19 protein-coding genes are annotated in these 19,614 nt (G+C 43.3%); all 19 read left to right on the top strand.

Features of this window, described 5'->3' with window-relative positions; genetic code table 11:
• Position 1: 1 nt before the first annotated feature.
• The 19 genes from scpB to ACQRCC_RS01010 all read left to right on the top strand — a co-directional run bounded on the left by scpB (position 2) and on the right by ACQRCC_RS01010 (position 19,578).
• Positions 2-571 (top strand): SMC-Scp complex subunit ScpB, encoded by a 570-nt coding sequence (scpB, locus tag ACQRCC_RS01100; RefSeq protein ID WP_427848965.1) that lies wholly within the window; start codon positions 2-4, stop codon positions 569-571.
• A gap of 55 nt (positions 572-626) precedes the next feature.
• Positions 627-1,808, top strand: a complete 1,182-nt coding sequence (locus ACQRCC_RS01095) for a D-alanyl-D-alanine carboxypeptidase family protein (protein ID WP_427848964.1) — start codon at positions 627-629, stop codon at positions 1,806-1,808.
• Between the two features lie 190 nt (positions 1,809-1,998).
• The gene (locus ACQRCC_RS01090) at positions 1,999-3,987 is read left to right on the top strand and encodes a 2-isopropylmalate synthase (protein ID WP_427848963.1); all 1,989 of its coding nucleotides are present in this window, start codon (positions 1,999-2,001) and stop codon (positions 3,985-3,987) included.
• A 210-nt stretch (positions 3,988-4,197) separates the two neighbouring features.
• Positions 4,198-5,637 carry an acyl-CoA carboxylase subunit beta gene (locus ACQRCC_RS01085; protein WP_427848962.1) on the top strand — a complete coding sequence of 480 codons (1,440 nt, stop codon included), beginning with the start codon at positions 4,198-4,200 and terminating at the stop codon, positions 5,635-5,637.
• 14 nt (positions 5,638-5,651) lie between these two features.
• On the top strand, positions 5,652-6,428 hold the full coding sequence (locus tag ACQRCC_RS01080; protein WP_427848961.1) for an OadG family transporter subunit: 777 nt from the start codon (positions 5,652-5,654) through the stop codon (positions 6,426-6,428).
• A gap of 24 nt (positions 6,429-6,452) precedes the next feature.
• Positions 6,453-6,824, top strand: a complete 372-nt coding sequence (locus ACQRCC_RS01075) for a biotin/lipoyl-containing protein (RefSeq protein WP_427848960.1) — start codon at positions 6,453-6,455, stop codon at positions 6,822-6,824.
• A 50-nt stretch (positions 6,825-6,874) separates the two neighbouring features.
• Positions 6,875-8,026 (top strand): sodium ion-translocating decarboxylase subunit beta, encoded by a 1,152-nt coding sequence (locus ACQRCC_RS01070; protein ID WP_427848959.1) that lies wholly within the window; start codon positions 6,875-6,877, stop codon positions 8,024-8,026.
• A gap of 45 nt (positions 8,027-8,071) precedes the next feature.
• Positions 8,072-9,487, top strand: a complete 1,416-nt coding sequence (locus ACQRCC_RS01065) for an oxaloacetate decarboxylase subunit alpha (RefSeq protein WP_427848958.1) — start codon at positions 8,072-8,074, stop codon at positions 9,485-9,487.
• A gap of 109 nt (positions 9,488-9,596) precedes the next feature.
• Complete coding sequence (locus ACQRCC_RS01060) at positions 9,597-10,517, top strand: MurR/RpiR family transcriptional regulator (RefSeq protein WP_427848957.1); 921 nt, start codon at positions 9,597-9,599, stop codon at positions 10,515-10,517.
• A gap of 4 nt (positions 10,518-10,521) precedes the next feature.
• Complete coding sequence (locus tag ACQRCC_RS01055) at positions 10,522-11,748, top strand: NAD(P)/FAD-dependent oxidoreductase (RefSeq protein ID WP_427848956.1); 1,227 nt, start codon at positions 10,522-10,524, stop codon at positions 11,746-11,748.
• A gap of 21 nt (positions 11,749-11,769) precedes the next feature.
• The gene (gene cmk / locus ACQRCC_RS01050) at positions 11,770-12,429 is read left to right on the top strand and encodes a (d)CMP kinase (RefSeq protein ID WP_427848955.1); all 660 of its coding nucleotides are present in this window, start codon (positions 11,770-11,772) and stop codon (positions 12,427-12,429) included.
• Positions 12,430-12,433: 4 nt separating this feature from the next.
• Positions 12,434-13,288, top strand: coding sequence for a 4-hydroxy-3-methylbut-2-enyl diphosphate reductase (gene ispH, locus ACQRCC_RS01045; protein WP_427848954.1), 855 nt, complete (start codon positions 12,434-12,436; stop codon positions 13,286-13,288).
• The gene (gene rpsA / locus ACQRCC_RS01040) at positions 13,269-14,354 is read left to right on the top strand and encodes a 30S ribosomal protein S1 (RefSeq protein WP_427848953.1); all 1,086 of its coding nucleotides are present in this window, start codon (positions 13,269-13,271) and stop codon (positions 14,352-14,354) included. Before ispH ends, rpsA begins: the two co-directional genes overlap by 20 nt.
• A gap of 190 nt (positions 14,355-14,544) precedes the next feature.
• Positions 14,545-15,867 carry an electron transport complex subunit RsxC gene (gene rsxC / locus ACQRCC_RS01035; protein ID WP_427848952.1) on the top strand — a complete coding sequence of 441 codons (1,323 nt, stop codon included), beginning with the start codon at positions 14,545-14,547 and terminating at the stop codon, positions 15,865-15,867.
• Between the two features lie 29 nt (positions 15,868-15,896).
• Positions 15,897-16,850, top strand: coding sequence for an RnfABCDGE type electron transport complex subunit D (locus tag ACQRCC_RS01030; RefSeq protein WP_427848951.1), 954 nt, complete (start codon positions 15,897-15,899; stop codon positions 16,848-16,850).
• Positions 16,850-17,434: an RnfABCDGE type electron transport complex subunit G gene (locus ACQRCC_RS01025; RefSeq protein ID WP_427848950.1), complete on the top strand. Its 585-nt coding sequence runs from the start codon at positions 16,850-16,852 to the stop codon at positions 17,432-17,434. The genes ACQRCC_RS01030 and ACQRCC_RS01025 overlap by 1 nt, the downstream gene beginning before the upstream one ends.
• 12 nt (positions 17,435-17,446) lie before the next feature.
• Entirely contained in the window at positions 17,447-18,169 is a 723-nt protein-coding gene (gene rsxE, locus ACQRCC_RS01020; protein WP_427848949.1) for an electron transport complex subunit RsxE, read from the top strand.
• Positions 18,170-18,182: 13 nt separating this feature from the next.
• On the top strand, positions 18,183-18,773 hold the full coding sequence (locus tag ACQRCC_RS01015; protein ID WP_427848948.1) for an electron transport complex protein RnfA: 591 nt from the start codon (positions 18,183-18,185) through the stop codon (positions 18,771-18,773).
• A gap of 13 nt (positions 18,774-18,786) precedes the next feature.
• A complete protein-coding gene (locus tag ACQRCC_RS01010; protein WP_427848947.1) occupies positions 18,787-19,578 on the top strand; it encodes an RnfABCDGE type electron transport complex subunit B in 792 nt (263 codons plus the stop codon).
• Positions 19,579-19,614 lie beyond the last annotated feature (36 nt).

The following is a 19,614-nucleotide window of genomic DNA, read 5'->3' as shown; positions in this document are numbered from 1 at the left end:
TTTGGAAATAAAAAGATTAGAGGGAGTTATTGAAGCAATCCTGTTTACGATGGGAGATTCCGTTGAACTTTCCAGAATCGCAGCAGCGATTGAGCATGATGAGGAAACTACACGTAAAATCATACACAATATGATGGATAAGTATAAGAAGCAGGATCGCGGCGTGCAGATTATTGAACTGGATGGGGCATTTCAGATGTGCACCAAACCGGATATGTATGAGTATCTGATCCGGATTGCAAAACAGCCGAAAAAATATGTTCTTACAGATGTTCAGCTGGAGACACTTTCTATTATTGCTTATCGCCAGCCGATTACGAAGATTGAGATAGAAAAGATCCGCGGTGTCAAATCTGATCATGCTGTGAACAAACTGGTGGAGTATAATCTGGTATGTGAAGTGGGGAGATTGGATGCCCCCGGAAGACCGATTCTTTTTGGAACTACAGAAGAATTCCTTCGCAGATTCAGTGTGCATTCACTGGATGAGCTGCCAAGTCTGAATGCGGAGCAGGTGGAGAACTTCAAATCGGAGGCAGAGGAAGAAGTTCAGATGAAATTGAATATTTAGTTTTTTCCTGACATAGATTTACAGTAACGATGGAAGACAGAAGTGCTGTGAGAGTATGAAAATATGGAAAAAATTTTTTGCGATAGCGGCAGGGTTTCTGGCTGTTCTTGTTATTTGTGGGGCAGGAACCGAAGAGAACCCGGAGGAGCTTTCAGATTTATACGCCCGGTCAGCGGTCCTGATGGATGCAGACAGCGGGCGTGTTTTATTTGGAAAAGAAGAAACTGCGGTCCTGCCCATGGCCAGTACTACGAAGATTATGACCTGTATATTGGTGTTGGAAAATTCACAGACAGATGAAATTGCCAGTGTGTCGCAAAACGCAGCGTCTCAGCCGAAGGTCCGGCTGGGTGTACAGGAGGGGGAGCATTATCGGATTGAACATCTGCTTTATTCTCTGATGCTGGAATCCCATAATGACAGTGCTGTAGTACTGGCGGAGCATGTGGCCGGTTCTGTGGAGGAATTTGCAAAGCTTATGAATCAGAAGGCTGTGGAACTGGGATGCAGGCATACATATTTCATTACACCAAATGGTCTGGATGCTGAGGACGAAAAGGGAAAACATGCTACCACTGCTGAAGAACTGGCAAAGATTATGCGTTATTGCATTATGGATTCCACAAAAAAAGAAGAATTTCTGCAAATTACCGGAACGGCTGAGTATGAATTTCAGAATGAAGAGGGGAACAGAAGCTTTCATTGCAGTAATCATAATGCATTTCTCACCATGATGGAGGGGGCCTTATCAGGAAAAACAGGTTTTACTGCGGATGCGGGGTATTGCTATGTGGGAGCTCTCAGAAGGAATGAGAGAACTTTTATTGTAGCCCTCCTGGCATGTGGGTGGCCGAATAATAAAGGATACAAGTGGTCGGATACCAGAAAGCTCATGGAATATGGGCTTGAGCATTATCACTATCGCAATGTATGGCATGAAATCAAACTATCGCCGGTTACTGTAGAGAATGGCATAGTGGAGCAGACAGATATCATAATTCAGAATGAACCGGAAGAATGGAAGCTTTTACTTCATGAGGATGAGGAACCGAAACGGGAAGTGGAAGTGAAAGAACAGCTTCGGGCTCCTGTTAAAAAGGGAGAGCAGGTGGGAATTCTGCGGTACCGGCTAGAGGACGAGGTGATAGGAAGCTGGGAAATTGTAACCTGCAGTACAATCCGAAAAAGAGTGTTTTGGGATAATGTGGAAGATATTTGCAAAAGTTTCTTTTTATGACAGATTGATATGAAAAAGTGTCATCAAAAGAAACATTAAATTACATCAATAAAAATGATTAAAATTGCCCCTTTTCTTTTTGAAAAGTCTATGTTAGGATAAGGGGGAGTTAAAAATGAACAAGAAAATTGATAATAATTTATCTTTTGCTGATGAGGTGATTATTTCAATATAAAGGAGAGGATTGAAGATGGATAATTGCAAGAAATACGAACGACAATATTTTATGCCGCCGGAGGTTACATACGACTGGGTAAAAAAAGAATATATTGAAAAGCCGCCGATCTGGTGCAGCGTAGACCTGCGTGACGGTAACCAGGCATTGATCGAACCCATGAGTCTGGAAGAAAAGTTAGAGTTCTTTGAGATGCTGGTTAAGATCGGTTTTAAGGAAATCGAGGTGGGATTTCCGGCTGCGTCCGAGACAGAATATCGTTTTATGCGAACTCTGATCGAAAAAAATATGATTCCGGACGATGTGACGGTTCAGGTACTGACACAGGCAAGAGAGCATATTATTAAAAAAACATTTGAAGCTGTAAAAGGTGCTCCTCATGCAGTCATTCATCTCTATAATTCTACATCCGTTGCACAGAGAGAACAGGTATTTAAGAAGAGTAAAGAAGAAGTAATGAAGATTGCAATCGACGGTGCCAAACTTCTGAAGCAGCTGGCAGATGAGACGGAAGGCAACTTTACCTTCCAGTACAGCCCGGAGAGCTTCCCGGGCACAGAGGTTGATTACGCTGTGGAAGTATGCAACGCTGTTCTGGATATCTGGCAGCCGACACCGGAAAAGAAAGCAATCATTAACATACCGACTACGGTTGAAAATGCGATGCCGCATGTATTTGCAACTCAGCTTGAATATGTACATAAGCATTTGAAATACAGAGAGAATGTTATCCTTTGCTTACACCCGCATAACGACAGAGGATGCGGTGTAGCAACTGCAGAAGTAGGCATCCTTGCAGGAGCTGACCGAATCGAAGGAACACTGTTCGGAAATGGTGAGCGTACCGGTAACGTGGACATCATTACACTGGGAATGAATATGTATTCCCACGGAGTGAATCCGGGACTGGATTTCTCTAATATGGCAGAGATCAGAGAGACCTATGAACGTTTGACCAGAATGCACGTATATGAGCGTCAGCCATATGCGGGAGACCTGGTATTTACAGCATTTTCCGGTTCTCATCAGGATGCGATTGCAAAAGGAATGGCATGGAGAGAAGAGAAAAACTGTGAAACATGGACGGTTCCGTATCTGCCGATCGATCCGCAGGATGTGGGAAGAAAATACGATTCTGATGTTATCCGTATTAACAGCCAGTCCGGAAAAGGCGGCGTAAATTATATTCTGAAACAGAGCTATGGAATCAACCTGCCTGAGAAGATGCGGGAGGAAGTTGGATATCTGGTGAAGGACGTATCCGACAAAGCGCACAAAGAGCTGACACCGGAGTGGGTATACCAGATTTTCAGCGACAGCTATGTCAATGCCAAGAGTGTGTTCTCTATTGAAGAATGCCATTTCAAACAGACAGATGGTATTATCGCTGACGCAACAATTCAGCATGGCAATGACCAGAGAGTGGTAACTGCATCCGGTAACGGACGTCTGGATGCAGTCAGCAACGCGATCAAACAGTACTTTAACATCAGCTATGAACTTCGATTCTATGAAGAGCATTCTCTTACCAGAGGATCTTCTTCCAAGGCTGTGGCTTACGTGGGAATCATCTGCAAGGGCAAGACATGCTGGGGAGTTGGTATTGATGCCGATATCATCAAAGCTTCTATCGAGGCTCTGATCGTTGCGGTCAATAAACTGGATGAGATTAAGAGCTCCGAAGGCTGTAAGGATGCCCGCATGATTGAAATTATGAATTATATTCAGGCAAATTATATTGATGTTACACTGGATGATCTTTCCGAAAAGTTCTTCCTGTCAAAACCGTATCTTTCCAAATACATCAAAGAAAAATCCGGAATGACATTCGGAGAGCTGGTGAAAAAGATACGGATGAAGAAAGCTCGTGCCATGCTGAAGGGAAGCAGTATGACCGTTGAGAATATTGCACTGACCGTAGGATATCAGAATGTCGAACATTTCAACAGACTGTTCAAAAAAGCTTACGGAATCACCCCTGTACAGTTCAGAAATCAGAAATAAAAGTTTAAAAACAGAAACTTACAGGCGGCTCGAAATTTTCGAGCCGCTTTTTTCGTGAAGAAATTAACAAATAATGGAGAAAAATAGTTGAAGTTTTACATGAAAACGGATATAATATACTCGGCAGAAAATTTGGTTTTACTTTTATTAGTTTATGGTACACATAAGAAAAACCCAATTTAAATATCTGAGAAAATGGAGGGCTTGACTATGAGCAACATGGCAACAGAAAGTGCAGCAAGTCAGAGAATTGCCGCTTTACTTGATGCAGGAAGCTTTGTCGAAATCGGCGGTGCTGTTACAGCAAGAACAACAGATTTCAACATGCAGGAAAAAGAAACTCCTGGTGATGGTGTAATTACCGGTTATGGAGTGATCGACGGAAACCTGGTATACGTATACAGCCAGAATCCGGAAGTGCTGAACGGAGCAATTGGTGAGATGCACGCAAAGAAAATTGCTAATATCTACGATATGGCTATGAAGATGGGTGCACCGGTGATTGGTCTTGTGGATTGTGCAGGAATGAGACTTCAGGAAGCAACAGATGCTCTGGAGGCATTTGGAAGCCTGTATATGAAGCAGTCAATGGCATCTGGTGTGATTCCGCAGATTACTGCAATTTTCGGAACCTGCGGAGGTGGATTGTCCGTAATTCCTGCTCTGACAGATTTTACTTTTATGGAAGCTGACAAAGCAAGGCTGTTTGTAAATTCTCCGAATGCTATTCCGGGAAATGAGATCAGTAAATGTGATACATCATCCGCTGCATTCCAGAGTGAGGAAGCAGGACTGGTAGATGTTGTGGGAACAGAGGCTGAGATTCTTACAGGAATCCGTTCACTGGTATGTATGTTACCATGTAACAATGAAGAGGATGCATCCTATGATGAATGTCTGGATGATCTGAATCGTGTATGTGCAGGTATTGAGAATGCAACAGAGGATACAGCAATCGCACTTGCTAATATCTCTGACAACAGCATTTTCTTTGAGACAAAGAGAAATTATGCAAAAGATATGGTTACAGGTTTTATCCGCCTGAATGGTATGACAGTAGGAGCTGTTGCAAACCGTTCCAAGGTATATGATGCAGAAGCAAATCTTGTTGCAGAGTTTGATGGCTCTCTGTCTGCAAGAGGAGCAAAGAAGGCTGCAGAGTTTGTAGAATTCTGTGACGCTTTCAATATTCCGGTACTGACTCTGACAAATGTAAATGGATTTGCAGCAAGCAAGTGTTCTGAAAAGAACCTGGCAAAGGCTGTTGCAAAACTGACTTACACCTTTGCAAATGCAACCGTTCCGAAGGTAAATGTTGTGATCGGTAAAGCATACGGAAGTGCCTATGTGGCAATGAACAGTAAGTCTATCGGAGCAGATATGGTATATGCATGGCCGGAAGCTGAAATCGGTATGATGGATGCAGGTCTTGCAGCAAAGATTATGTATGCAGATGCGGATGCGGCTACAATTAAAGAAAAAGCAGCAGAATATAAGGAATTGCAGTCCAGTCCGTTATCAGCAGCAAGAAGAGGATATGTAGATACGATCATTCAGCCAGCTGATACCAGAAAGTATGTTATCGGTGCGTTTGAGATGCTCTTCACAAAGAGAGAAGACCGCCCGGCAAAAAAACACGGAACGGTTTAGTGAGGTGAGGCAAAGTGAAGAAAAAGATTAGCTTATTATTATGTATGCTTACAGCTGTGCTTACCTTTACCGGATGTGCAAGTAAGGTTACAACGGTAGAATATGATCAGGCAACGCTTGAACAGGTAGTGGAATTCATGATTCAGTACTGTTCTGAGGCTGATGAGGCTACCATTGAACAGTGGAAGGATATGCGTGAATTCACCTTTGAGCAGCAGCTTGCTGATTCAGGACTTCCGCTTACAACGGATTCTTTCCTTTCAGCGCTGGAATCCTGGCAGGCAGGTGAAGATGAGTGCGGTCAGTTTATTGAGCATGGCGATTACACATTTGAAGCAGATAAAGACGGCGTCTTGGTGACAACAGAAGCAAAGTTCGAGAACAGAGAAGCGACTTTGGAATTCCAGTTTGATGAAAAGCTGTTTCTTGAGTCTGTGACAGTCAGTGCACATTTCTCCCTTGGAGAGATTTTGCAGAAAGCAGGAATGAATACTCTGTTGGGTATGGGAACTGTATTTTCAGTTTTGATATTCATTTCCCTGATTATTTCTTTATTTAAATATATTCCTGCAATACAGGCTGCTTTCACTAAGAAACCAAAAGAAGCAAAAGAGACTGAAAAGGCACCTGAGGCAGCACCTGAAGCAGTGGCAGCTCCGGCACCGAAGGCTCAGGATGATGCAGAGCTGATTGCGGTTATCGCAGCAGCAATTGCGGCAGCTGAGGGAACAAGTACGGATGGTTTTGTTGTAAGAAGTATCAAACGCAGAAAATCAAATAAATGGAATTAGGATGATTACCAGGAGGATATGGAAATGAAAAATTATACAATTACAGTTAATGGCAATGTATATGATGTAACAGTAGAAGAAAAAGGAGCAGGAGCTGTATCAGCAGCGCCGGTTGCAGCACCGGTTGCGGCACCTGCAGCAGCACCTGTAGCAGCTGCACCGAAGGCATCTGCAGGAGCAGGATCTATTCAGGTTAAGGCAGGAGCAGCAGGAAAAGTATTCAAGATTGAAGCAAGCGTTGGTCAGAGTGTAAAATCAGGAGACCCGGTTGTTATTATCGAAGCAATGAAGATGGAGATTCCGGTCGTTGCACCAGAAGACGGAACAGTGGCAAGTATTGATGTGGCTGTTGGAGATCCGGTTGAGGCTGGAGCAGTACTGGCTACATTAAACTAAGAAACATAATCTTCTGATTTACGTTTCGAGATACGACTGGAGGTTAAAAAATGGAATATATAACAACAACATTAGGAAACCTCGTGCATCAGACAGCATTTTTCAGTCTTACATGGGGCAATGTAATTATGATTGCAGTTGCATGTTTTTTCCTATATTTAGCAATCAGGCATGGATTTGAGCCTCTTTTGCTGGTCCCGATTGCGTTCGGTATGCTGCTTGTTAATATCTATCCGGATATTATGCTTCATGCAGATGAATCGGCAAACGGTGTAGGCGGACTCCTGTATTACTTCTTCGTTCTGGATGAGTGGGCAATTCTTCCGTCTCTGATTTTTATGGGCGTTGGAGCAATGACAGATTTTGGACCATTGATTGCCAATCCGAAGAGCTTCCTTCTGGGAGCAGCAGCTCAGTTTGGTATCTTTGCTGCATATCTGGGAGCTATGGCTATGGGATTCTCAGATAAAGCTGCGGCAGCGGTATCTATTATCGGTGGAGCGGACGGCCCGACTTCCATCTTCCTTGCAGGAAAACTGCAGCAGACTGCTATTATGGGACCGATTGCTGTAGCGGCATATTCTTATATGGCACTGGTACCGATCATTCAGCCGCCAATTATGAAGCTTCTTACAACTGAAGAAGAGCGTAAGATTAAAATGGAGCAGTTAAGACCTGTTTCCAAGCTGGAGAGAATTCTGTTCCCGGTTATTGTAACAATCGTGGTATGCTGTATTCTTCCTACTACAGCACCGCTGGTTGGTATGCTGATGCTGGGTAATCTTTTCCGTGAGTGCGGAGTGGTAAGACAGCTTACTGAAACAGCATCCAATGCACTGATGTACATTGTAGTAATTCTGCTCGGTACATCTGTAGGAGCAACTACGAGCGCGGAAGCATTCCTGAATTTTGATACTATTAAGATCGTTGTTCTGGGTCTGGTAGCCTTCATGTTCGGTACAGCTGCCGGAGTAATCTTTGGCAAGATTATGTGTAAGGTAACCGGAGGTAAGGTGAATCCGCTGATCGGTTCCGCGGGTGTATCTGCAGTTCCGATGGCAGCCAGAGTATCTCAGAAGGTAGGAGCGGAGGCAGATCCGACCAACTTCCTTCTGATGCATGCGATGGGACCGAACGTAGCCGGAGTTATCGGTACAGCTGTAGCTGCCGGAACATTTATGGCTATCTTTGGTGTAATGTAATAACAGGAATTCTGTGCTTTGAATATATTATTGGAGGAAGAAATAATGGCAGAAATTGAAAAAAAACCAATTAAAATAACAGAAACCATTTTGCGTGATGCTCACCAGTCTCTGATTGCTACCCGTATGACGACAGAGCAGATGCTTCCGATCATTGATAAAATGGACAAAGTCGGATACCATTCTGTAGAGTGCTGGGGTGGTGCTACATTCGATGCATCCCTTCGTTTCCTGCATGAAGATCCGTGGGAGAGACTCCGTAAATTCCGTGATGGGTTCAAGAATACCAAACTTCAGATGTTATTCCGCGGTCAGAATATTCTTGGATACCGTCCGTATGCAGATGACGTTGTAGAGTATTTCGTACAGAAATCTGTAGCAAACGGAATTGATATCATCCGTATTTTTGACTGTCTGAATGACCTTCGTAACCTTCAGACAGCCGTTACAGCAGCAAATAAGGAAAAAGCGGAGGCGCAGGTAGCTCTTTCTTATACACTTGGTGACGCGTATACTCTGGATTACTGGGTAGATATTGCAAAGAGAATTGAAGATATGGGTGCTAATTCCATTTGTATTAAAGATATGGCAGGTCTCCTTGTTCCTTATAAGGCAACAGAACTGGTTACTGCAATGAAAGAGGCAGTGGATCTTCCGATTCAGCTTCATACACACTACACATCCGGCGTTGCTTCTATGACTTACCTGAAGGCAGTAGAAGCTGGTGTGGACGTAATTGATACTGCTATGTCCCCGTTTGCTCTGGGTACCTCCCAGCCTGCAACGGAAGTTATGGTAGAGACCTTCAAAGGCACACCATACGATACCGGATTTGATCAGCAGCTTCTGGCTGAGATTGCAGATTATTTCCGTCCAATCCGTGACAAAGCTCTGGAGACGGGGCTCCTGAATCCGAAGAACATGGGCGTTAATATCAAGACTCTTCTGTATCAGGTACCGGGTGGTATGCTGTCTAACCTGACTTCCCAGCTGAAGGAGCAGGGTGCAGAGGATAAATATTATGATGTTCTGGAAGAAGTACCGAAGGTAAGAAAAGACCTGGGAGAACCACCGCTTGTAACACCATCTTCACAGATCGTTGGTACACAGGCAGTATTTAACGTGCTTCTCGGTGAGCGTTATAAGATGGCAACAAAGGAGACAAAAGATATCCTGAGCGGAAAATACGGTGCAACCGTTAAACCGTTTAACGAGGAAGTAAAGAAAAAAGTTCTCGGCGAGAATCCGGATGTCATTACCTGCCGTCCGGCAGATCTGATTCCGGATGAGCTGGATACACTTCGCGAGGAATGTGCACAGTGGATCCAGCAGGATGAGGACGTGCTTTCTTACGCACTGTTCCCGCAGGTTGCTACAGATTTCTTTAAATACAGAGAGGCTCAGCAGACAAAGGTTGACCAGACAGTAGCAGATACGAAAAACGGAAGTTATCCTGTATAGAGTTTTTGAAAGGCGTGATTTGATTCACGCCTTTTAATTATGTCTTGAATTAGGTGTTAAGAAAAGATATAATGATAGAGCATGTTAATTAGAGAAAAGGACAGATAAAATGGATACAAAGAACGAACTTCTGAAAAAAATTGATGAGCGGTACAGCAAGCTCAGTAAAGGCCAGAAGAAACTGGCAGACTACATTCGGGAGGATTATGATAAAGCGGCATTTCTGACAGCGGCAAAGATGGGAGAGGTAGTTGGTGTCAGTGAATCCACAGTCGTACGTTTTGCAACGACTCTGGGCTATAAAGGTTATCCGGAATTTCAGAAAGCTCTGGAGGAATTAGTCAGGACAAAATTGAATTCCATCCAGCGGATGAAGGTAACTTATGGAAGAATCAGTCATGGAGAAATCCTTGATTCTGTGCTACAGTCTGATATTGAAAAGATTAAGCTTACCATGGCTTCCATTGATCATAACACCTTCGAACAGGCAGTTGATACCATATTGAATGCCCGGAAAATCTATGTAGTGGGTATTCGAAGCTGTGCGCCTCTTGCAAGCTTCCTGAGTTTTTATCTGAACCTGATCTGTGAGGACGTGAAAGCAGTAAACACCAACAGTTCCAGTGAGATATTTGAACAGCTGATCCGCATTGGAGAGGAAGATGTAATTATTGGAATCAGTTTTCCAAGATATTCCATGCGCACACTAAAAGCTCTGGAATTTGCAAGTAATCGAAAGGCAAAGGTGATCACTTTGACAGACAGTGTGCATTCTCCCATGAATCTGTATTCTTCCTGTAACCTGATTGCAAGGAGCGACATGGCTTCTATTGTGGATTCGCTGGTTGCACCTCTCAGCGTTGTGAATGCTCTTGTAGTTGCATTATGTATGAAGAAACAGAAGGAGGTTGTTGCGACACTGGAACGACTGGAGCAGATTTGGGATGAATACCAGGTCTACAGTAAAGATGAATTAAATATGGTGACGGATAGCGTAGAATTTTCTTCACCTGGAGATATAAAGGAATAATAACATGAGTAAGATATTAATCGTCGGCGGCGGAGCAGCCGGTATGTTTGCGTCTATATTTGCAGCAAGAAACGGGCATGAAGTGCATGTCTTTGAAAAAAATGACAAGCTTGGCAGAAAGCTTTTTATTACAGGAAAAGGAAGATGTAATATTACAAATGCCTGTGATGTGGAGGAATTGTTTCCGGCTGTTATGCGTAACTCGAGATTTTTGTACAGCAGCTTCTATGGATACACAAATCAGGATGTCATAGATTTTTTTGAGAGCCTGGGGGTTCGTACGAAAATTGAGAGAGGAAACAGAGTGTTTCCTGTGTCTGATCATTCTTCGGATGTGATAAGAGCACTGAGTGACGAGATGAGAACACAGGGGGTAAAAGTACATCTTAATACAGAAATCAGGAATATCGAAACGGATAAAGAAGAGTTTCAATACCTGGTTCTTTCAGATGGGGCGAAGGTAGAAGGAGATTCCTGTATTATAGCTACCGGTGGAGTTTCTTACCGCGCTACAGGTTCTACCGGTGATGGACACAGATGGGCTCAGAAACTTGGTCATAAGGTTACAGAACTTTTGCCGTCTCTTGTTCCTCTGGAAATTCGGGAACCCTGGATTCCGGAACTCCAGGGTTTATCTCTGCGTAATGTAAAAGTGGATGTCCGACTGGGAAAGAAAAAACTTTTTGAAGACTTCGGTGAGATGCTTTTTACTCATTATGGTGTGAGTGGCCCTGTGATCTTAAGTGCCAGCAGCGTGATTGGATCAAAAATTGATAAGCAGCTCATTCTTACGATCGATCTGAAACCGGCTCTTTCAGAAGAACAGCTTGACCATCGTGTTTTAAGGGATTTTGAAGAAAATAAAAACCGGCAATTTAAGAATGCTCTTGGAAAATTATTCCCGGCAAAGCTGATTCCGGTCATGATAGAGAGAAGCGGGATCGCACCGGATAAGAAAGTGAATGAGATTTCCAAAGAGGAAAGAAAGCAGTTTGTGAATCTGATTAAGAACTTTGATATGAAGATTGCAGGGTTAAGAGGATTTCAGGAAGCAATTATTACCAGGGGTGGCGTATCGGTAAAAGAAGTGAACCCGGGCACTATGGAATCAAAACTGGTAAAAAACCTTTATTTTGTCGGAGAAGTCCTGGATCTGGATGCGGTAACGGGAGGATACAACCTTCAGATTGCCTGGTCTACCGCATATGCTGCGGCGAATAGTCTGAGATAAACGAACAGGAGTGAGAATAATATGGGATATAATATAGCAATTGATGGACCGGCAGGAGCTGGCAAAAGCACGATAGCCAAGCAGGTCGCAAAGAAAAAAGGATTTATTTATGTAGATACCGGAGCGATGTACCGTGGTCTTGCACTTCATTTTATCAGGCAGGGAATCCAGCCGGAAGAAAGGGAAAAGATTGCTTTTGCCTGTCAGGATGTTGTCATTCGAATCGGATATGAAGATGGGATTCAGCAGGTTTACCTGAATGGTGACAATGTTACCTCCAGACTCCGTGAGGAAGCGGTTGGAAATATGGCTTCAAAGAGTTCTGCAATCCCGGAAGTACGCGAAAAGCTTCTCGAACTTCAGAGAAACCTCGCAAAAGAAGAAGATGTAGTAATGGATGGAAGAGATATCGGAACACACGTTCTCCCGGATGCGGATGTAAAGGTATATCTGACAGCCAGTGTAGCGACCCGTGCAAAAAGACGTTTTGCAGAACTAACGGCAAAAGGTGAAGAATGTGATTTTGATATAATTGCTGCTGATATCGCTGAGCGGGATGCACGGGATATGAATCGGGAAATTGCTCCGCTTAAACAGGCAGAGGATGCTGTTCTTATTGACAGTTCTGATATGACAATTGAAGAAGTGACAGATGCGATTCTGGCTCTTTGCGGAAGGTGAGATTATGGAAGTTAAGTTGGCAAAGACAGCAGGCTTCTGCTTTGGGGTAAGGCGTGCCGTGGACACGGTGTATCGTGAACTTGAGGATAAGCCTGATAAGAAAATTTATACTTATGGTCCGATTATCCATAACGGAGAAGTGATTAAGGACATGGAAGTAAAAGGCGTAACTGTGTTGAAAAATGAAGAGGAATTATGGGCTGTGAAAGACGGAATCGTGATTATCCGTTCCCATGGGGTTCCGAAATACATTTGTGACAGAATGGAGGAGCTTGGAATTCCATACGTAGACGCCACCTGTACCTATGTAAAAAAAATACATGAGATCGTTGAAAAAGAAAGCAAAAAAGGTGCACATATTGTTGTGATCGGAAATGCAGATCATCCGGAAGTAGAAGGAATCTGCGGATGGGCAGGAGAGTCTGTTACCGTCGTTTCTTCGGCGGAAGATGCAGAAAAATTTTCACCTGCTGATCATAAACCGATTTGCATTGTGTCACAAACGACATATAATTACAATAAATTCAAAGATTTAGTTGAAATTATCTCCAAAAAGGGTTATGATATAAATGTTTTAAATACGATTTGCAGTGCTACAAAAAAACGTCAGGAAGAAGCGGCGAGCATTGCGAAAGAGGTGGATGCTATGATTGTAATAGGTGACAAACATAGCTCGAATACCCAGAAGTTATTTGAAATATGCAATCATGCATGTGACAATACGTACTACATACAGACACTTGACGATTTGGATACGAGTCAATTAAGGTCCGTGGAAACAGTAGGTATTACAGCAGGGGCATCCACGCCCAAGAATATAATTGAGGAGGTTCAAAATAATGTCAGAATTAACTTTTGAACAAATGTTAGAGGAATCTTTTAAAACTATACGAAATGGAGAGGTTGTAGATGGCGTGGTTATCGACGTGAAAGCCGATGAGATCATCTTAAATATTGGCTATAAAGCTGACGGTATCATTACCAGAAGTGAATACACGAACGAACCAAATGTTGATCTTACTACTTTAGTTTCTGTAGGCGACACAATGACTGCCAAGGTTTTAAAAGTAAATGATGGAGAAGGTCAGGTGCTGTTAACTTATAAGAGACTGGCTGTAGAAAAAGGAAATGAAAGACTGAAAGAAGCATTTGAGAACAAAGAAGTTCTTAAGGCTCCTGTTGCACAGATCCTCGGTGGAGGACTGAGCGTAGTAGTAGATGAAGCAAGAGTATTCATTCCTGCAAGTCTTGTATCCGACACATATGAAAAAGACTTAAGCAAATATCAGGGACAGGAAATCGAGTTTGTAATCAGTGAGTTCAATCCTAGAAGAAACCGCGTGATCGGTGACAGAAGACAGCTTCTTGTTGCAGAAAGAGCAGAGAAGCAGAAAGAGCTTTTTGCTAAACTTCAGGTTGGTGATACTGTAGAAGGTGTTGTTAAGAATGTAACAGATTTTGGTGCATTTATTGACCTTGGCGGTGTTGACGGACTGCTTCACATTTCAGAAATGTCCTGGGGACGAGTTGAGAATCCAAAAAAGGTATTCAAAGTTGGTGAGAAGCTGAAGGTTCTAGTAAAAGATATCCATGATACCAAGATTGCATTGAGTCTGAAATTCCCAGAGACAAATCCATGGGCAAATGCAGCTGAGGATTATGCAGTAGGAACAGTGATTACAGGAAAAGTTGCAAGAATGACAGATTTTGGTGCATTTGTTGAACTTGCTGCAGGTGTAGATGCACTGCTTCATGTGTCACAGATTTCACGTGCGCATGTTGAAAAACCATCTGATGTGCTTTCAGTTGGTCAGGAAATTACAGCAAAGATTGTTGATCTTAATGAAGCTGAAAAGAAGATCAGCCTTAGCATGAAGGCTCTGGAGCCGGAAACAGCTGCAGAAACAGAACCTGTAGAAGAATAATAAGATAAATGAAAGATTTTTTACGATAGAGGCTAGAAATAGTCTCTATCTTTATGTCCGAATGCATGTTAAAAATTCGACGAGATGTATTGCAAAATATACAAAGAATTGCTGATAAAAGCTGGCGATTTTCGGCATTTTCTTGTATAGTTATAAGTAAGATGATGTAAAAGGAAGGAAGGAAAAAGGGATGGCATTGTTAACATTTAAGGGTGGTATTCACCCGGATGACGGCAAGCGTCTTGCAAAGGATAAGGCAATTGTCGAAGTGAAACCAAAGGGTAATTTGGTTTATCCGCTTTCTCAGCACATTGGTGCTCCTGCAAGTCCGATTGTGGCGGTTGGGGACCACGTATTGAAGGGTCAGAAGATTGCAGAGGCCGGTGGATTTGTATCTGCACCGATTTATGCATCTGTTTCCGGTACTGTTAAAGCAATTGAACCGCATTTCAACCCGACTGGTGCTAAAGTAAATTGTATTGTTGTTGAGAATGACGGAGCGTATGAAGAAGTAGAATACGGACCGGTAAAACCTCTTGAGGAAATGACAAAAGCAGAGGTTCTCGAAGCAATCGCAGAGGCAGGCGTTGTTGGTATGGGTGGTGCCGGATTCCCGACCAGAGTAAAATTGTCTCCGAAGGAGCCGGATAAGATTGATTATATTATTGCAAACTGTGCAGAGTGTGAACCATATATTACGGCTGACTATCGCAGAATGTTAGAGACACCGGAGCTTCTGGTGGGCGGTATGAAAGTTGTTCTCACCCTGTTTGATAACGCAAAGGGTGTGTTTGCAATCGAGGACAATAAACCGGATTGTATTGCAAAAATGAAAGAACTTGTAAAAGACGAGCCACGTATGGAAGTTCTGGCTCTTAAGACCAAGTATCCGCAGGGTGCTGAGCGTCAGCTGATTTATGCTGTAACAGGCAGAGCAATTAATTCCACCATGCTTCCGGCAGATGCGGGATGTGTGGTAGACAACGTAGAGACTATGATTAATATTTATCAGGCTGTTGCGTTGGGAAGACCTTCTATCGACCGTGTTGTTACTGTCAGTGGTGATGCAGTAAATGAGCCGGGTAACTTCAAGGCACTCTTTGGAACGAACCAGATGGAGCTTGTGGAGGCTGCCGGTGGATTTAAGAATGAACCGGAGAAGGTGATTTCCGGCGGACCGATGATGGGATTCGCCATGTTTACACTGGATACACCGGTTACAAAGACATCTTCATCTATTCTTTGTTTCTCAAAGGATGAAGTTGCAAAACTGGAACCAAGTGCATGTATTAACTGCGGACGCTGTGTAGATGCGTGTCCGAGCAGAATCATTCCATCCAGACTTGCAGATTATGCTGAACGTCATGATGAAGAGACCTTCACAAAACAGAATGGTCTGGAGTGTGTGGAATGTGGTTCCTGCAGTTATGTATGCCCTGCAAAGAGACCTTTGAAGCAGGCAATTGGTTCTATGAGAAAGATTGCGCTTGCTAACCGCAAAAAGAAGAAATAAACAAAGAAGAGAGGAAGAGGTGAACAGACGTGGAGAATAAATTAAATATTTCATCTTCACCACATATACGTTCCAAAGACAATACAGGCAAAATCATGCTTTATGTGATTATCGCATTACTTCCGGCATCTGCTTTTGGTGTATTTAACTTTGGACTTCCGGCACTGGCTATGCTGGTTACAACAACTGCAGCAGCAGTACTGACAGAATTTATTTACGAAAAATTGATGCATAAGAAAATCACGATCAGTGATTACAGTGCAGCGCTGACCGGTTTGCTTCTCGGTCTTAATATGCCTCCGACAGCACCGCTCTGGATGGGAGCACTCGGAAGTATATTTGGTATCCTTGTAGTAAAACAGTTATTTGGAGGTCTGGGACAGAACTTTATGAACCCGGCACTTGGAGCAAGATGTTTCCTCCTGATTTCTTTTACCGGACAGATGACAAAATTTATCTATGATGCAGAGACAGGTCCGACTCCTCTGGCATACCTGAAAGAGGGCGCAATGTCTGAGATCAATTCCATGGATATGCTGCTTGGTACAATTCCCGGAACGATCGGTGAAACTTCTGTGATCGCAATTGTGATCGGAGCAATCTTCCTGATTCTCATGGGAGTCATTGATCTTCGCATTCCAGGTACATATATCGTGACCTTCGTAATTTTCGTTGGTATTTTCGGTCACTTCTCAGATGCAGGTGTTGGATTCTTTGATCCGCAGTATATTACAGCACATCTCTGCGGAGGTGGATTAATGCTTGGTGCATGGTTCATGGCTACAGATTATGTGACATCACCGATTACCAAGAAAGGGCAGATTGTATATGGTATCTGTCTCGGTGTGCTGACCGGACTGTTCCGACTGTTCGGTGGTTCCGCAGAAGGTGTGTCCTATGCAATCATCATCAGTAACCTTTTTGTACCTCTGATTGAAAAGGTTACTCTTCCAAAACCATTCGGTAAAGGAGGAGAAAAATAATGAATAAGATTATTAAAAATGCGATTATTCTTACGGTAATTACACTGGTTGCAGGACTTGGACTTGGTTTTGTATATGAGATTACAAAAGATCCGATTGCTCAGGCAAAGGAATCTGCCAAGAAAGAGGCATGGCAATCTGTTTTCCCGGAGGCTTCTCTGGATGATTTCGAGTCCATGGACGTTGATCAGGATGTGGCAGATCAGGTGATCGCCGATCTGGGAGTCAAAGGTACTGTGGATGAAGTATGCAGCGTTAAAGGCGGCGAAGAAGGTTATGTGATCACTACAACAGATGGTGAAGGTTACGGCGGTAACATTCAGATTACTGTGGGAATTACAGCAGATGGAACCGTGAGTGGTATTTCTTTCCTGTCCATCAGTGAAACGGCCGGTCTTGGTATGAAAGCTACAGAGCCTGCATTCTACGAACAGTTTCAGGGAAAACAGACGGATAAATTCGTAGTATCCAAAGATGGCGGAGACGGTGAACCGATCGATGCCCTCAGTGGTGCGACTTTCACATCCAGAGCAGTAACTGGTGCTGTTAATATTGCACTTGCTTATTTTCAGAATGCATTTTAGGAGGTAGAGAAGATGAATAATTGTACCGAGAGATTATATAACGGTTTAATAAAAGAAAATCCTACCTTCGTGTTAATGTTGGGTATGTGTCCGACTCTTGCGGTTACAACATCCGCTATAAATGGTCTGGGTATGGGACTTTCCACAACCGTTGTACTTGTACTTTCAAATATGTTGATTTCCATGCTGCGTAAGGTGATTCCGGATTCTGTCAGAATGCCGGCATTCATCGTAGTTGTAGCATCATTCGTAACAATTGTACAGTTCCTTCTGGAAGGTTTTGTTCCAAGTCTTTATTCAGCACTTGGTCTTTACATTCCGCTTATCGTTGTTAACTGTATTATTCTTGGCCGTGCTGAGAGTTATGCTTCCAAGAATCCGGTTCTTCCATCCATTTTCGATGGTATCGGTATGGGACTTGGATTTACAGTAGGTCTTACAGCAATCGGTATTGTACGTGAGCTGATCGGAGCAGGACAGATTTTTGGTTTCCAGCTTCTTCCACTTGCAGATGCTGCAACAGGAAAAGCAGGTTATACACCGATTACCATCTTCATCCTTGCACCGGGAGCATTCATGGTACTTGCAGGACTTACAGCTCTTCAGAATAAAGTGAAGAATAATGCTGCAAAGAAGGGCAAGAAGGTAACAGAAGCCGCTTCCTGTGGAGAAGGCGGATGCGCTTCCTGCGGTGGCTGCAGCGGTAAAGTATTTCCGACAGGAAATGAAGAATAGGAGGAGTACATAGATGAAAGAATTACTTATTATTGCAATTGGTTCAGCCCTTGTAAATAACGTTGTACTCAGCCAGTTCCTAGGAATCTGTCCTTTCCTCGGTGTTTCTAAAAAAGTAGAGACAGCCGCTGGTATGGGCGGTGCCGTAGTATTCGTTATTACAATTGCATCTTTTGTAACAGGACTGATTTATAAATTTATCCTTGCAAACCCGGCAATACTCGGTGGTAAGCTGGTATATCTGCAGACCATCGTATTTATCCTTGTAATTGCCTGTCTGGTTCAGTTTGTTGAGATGTTCCTTAAGAAGACAATGCCTTCTCTCTATCAGGCACTTGGTGTATACCTGCCTCTGATCACAACAAACTGTGCAGTACTTGGTGTTGCACTTACAAATGTTCAGAAAGAGTATTCTATTCTGGCAGGCGTAATCAACGGTATCGGTACATCCGTAGGTTTCCTGATCGCAATCGTACTGATGGCTGGTATCCGCGAAAAAATTGAATACAATGATGTTTCTGAGTCTTTCCAGGGAACACCGATCGTGCTGGTAACGGCAAGCCTTATGGCTATCGCGTTCTTCGGATTCTCAGGTTTGATTTAGGGAGGGACGTACTATGAGTATAACAGGAATTATTCTTGCTGCAGTAGTTGTAGGCGGAACCGGATTATTCATTGGTTTGTTCCTTGGTTTTGCCGGCAAGAAATTTGCGGTAGAAGTAGATGAGAGGGAAGAAGCCATCGTAGGTGTTCTTCCTGGAAATAACTGTGGCGGCTGTGGTTATGCGGGATGTTCCGGTCTTGCAGCTGCAATCGTTAAGGGCGAAGCTGAAATCAGCGGATGTCCGGTTGGCGGTGCTCCCGTGGCAGCCAAAATCGGAGCTATCATGGGGCAGGAAGCCGGTGAGCAGGTACATCAGGTAGCATTTGTAAAATGTGCCGGAACCTGTGATAAGGCAAAGACTGATTATGAATATCAGGGACTTAATGACTGTATCATGGTAAATATGATGCAGAATGGCGGACCGAAATCCTGTAATTATGGATGTCTCGGTGAGGGATCATGTGTAAAAGCATGTCCATTCGATGCAATCCATATTGAAAATGGTATTGCAGTCGTTGATAAAGATGCATGTAAGGCATGTGGCAAGTGTATTGCAGTATGTCCGAAGCATCTGATTGAACTGGTGCCATATGATCAGAAACATCTGGTACAGTGCAGTTCCAAAGATAAGGGCAAGGATGTAATGGCGGCATGTTCCGTTGGTTGTATAGGATGTAAAATGTGTCAGAAGGTATGTGAGTTTGAAGCGGTTACCGTTGAAGAGAATATTGCTCATATTGATCCTTCTAAATGTACGAACTGCGGTAAGTGTGCTGAAAAATGTCCGAAGAAAATCATCCAGTAAAATTATAAAACAAAAAAAATAAAGAAAGGTAAGGCT

The sequence above is a fragment of the Sporofaciens sp. SGI.106 genome, assembly GCF_050314255.1.
Lineage (GTDB): Bacteria > Bacillota > Clostridia > Lachnospirales > Lachnospiraceae > Claveliimonas.
Note: the sequence above shows the minus strand (reverse complement) of the source record. Positions and strands in the feature narration are given on the sequence as shown.

Coding starts and splice junctions, on each gene's coding strand:
- ACQRCC_RS01095 (WP_427848964.1), top strand. CDS start 627: ATGAAAATATGGAAAAAATTTTTTGCGATAGCGGCAGGGTTTCTGGCT.
- ACQRCC_RS01090 (WP_427848963.1), top strand. CDS start 1,999: ATGGATAATTGCAAGAAATACGAACGACAATATTTTATGCCGCCGGAG.
- ACQRCC_RS01085 (WP_427848962.1), top strand. CDS start 4,198: ATGAGCAACATGGCAACAGAAAGTGCAGCAAGTCAGAGAATTGCCGCT.
- ACQRCC_RS01075 (WP_427848960.1), top strand. CDS start 6,453: ATGAAAAATTATACAATTACAGTTAATGGCAATGTATATGATGTAACA.
- ACQRCC_RS01070 (WP_427848959.1), top strand. CDS start 6,875: ATGGAATATATAACAACAACATTAGGAAACCTCGTGCATCAGACAGCA.
- ACQRCC_RS01065 (WP_427848958.1), top strand. CDS start 8,072: ATGGCAGAAATTGAAAAAAAACCAATTAAAATAACAGAAACCATTTTG.
- ACQRCC_RS01060 (WP_427848957.1), top strand. CDS start 9,597: ATGGATACAAAGAACGAACTTCTGAAAAAAATTGATGAGCGGTACAGC.
- ACQRCC_RS01055 (WP_427848956.1), top strand. CDS start 10,522: ATGAGTAAGATATTAATCGTCGGCGGCGGAGCAGCCGGTATGTTTGCG.
- cmk (WP_427848955.1), top strand. CDS start 11,770: ATGGGATATAATATAGCAATTGATGGACCGGCAGGAGCTGGCAAAAGC.
- ispH (WP_427848954.1), top strand. CDS start 12,434: ATGGAAGTTAAGTTGGCAAAGACAGCAGGCTTCTGCTTTGGGGTAAGG.
- rpsA (WP_427848953.1), top strand. CDS start 13,269: ATGTCAGAATTAACTTTTGAACAAATGTTAGAGGAATCTTTTAAAACT.
- rsxC (WP_427848952.1), top strand. CDS start 14,545: ATGGCATTGTTAACATTTAAGGGTGGTATTCACCCGGATGACGGCAAG.
- ACQRCC_RS01025 (WP_427848950.1), top strand. CDS start 16,850: ATGAATAAGATTATTAAAAATGCGATTATTCTTACGGTAATTACACTG.
- rsxE (WP_427848949.1), top strand. CDS start 17,447: ATGAATAATTGTACCGAGAGATTATATAACGGTTTAATAAAAGAAAAT.
- ACQRCC_RS01015 (WP_427848948.1), top strand. CDS start 18,183: ATGAAAGAATTACTTATTATTGCAATTGGTTCAGCCCTTGTAAATAAC.
- ACQRCC_RS01010 (WP_427848947.1), top strand. CDS start 18,787: ATGAGTATAACAGGAATTATTCTTGCTGCAGTAGTTGTAGGCGGAACC.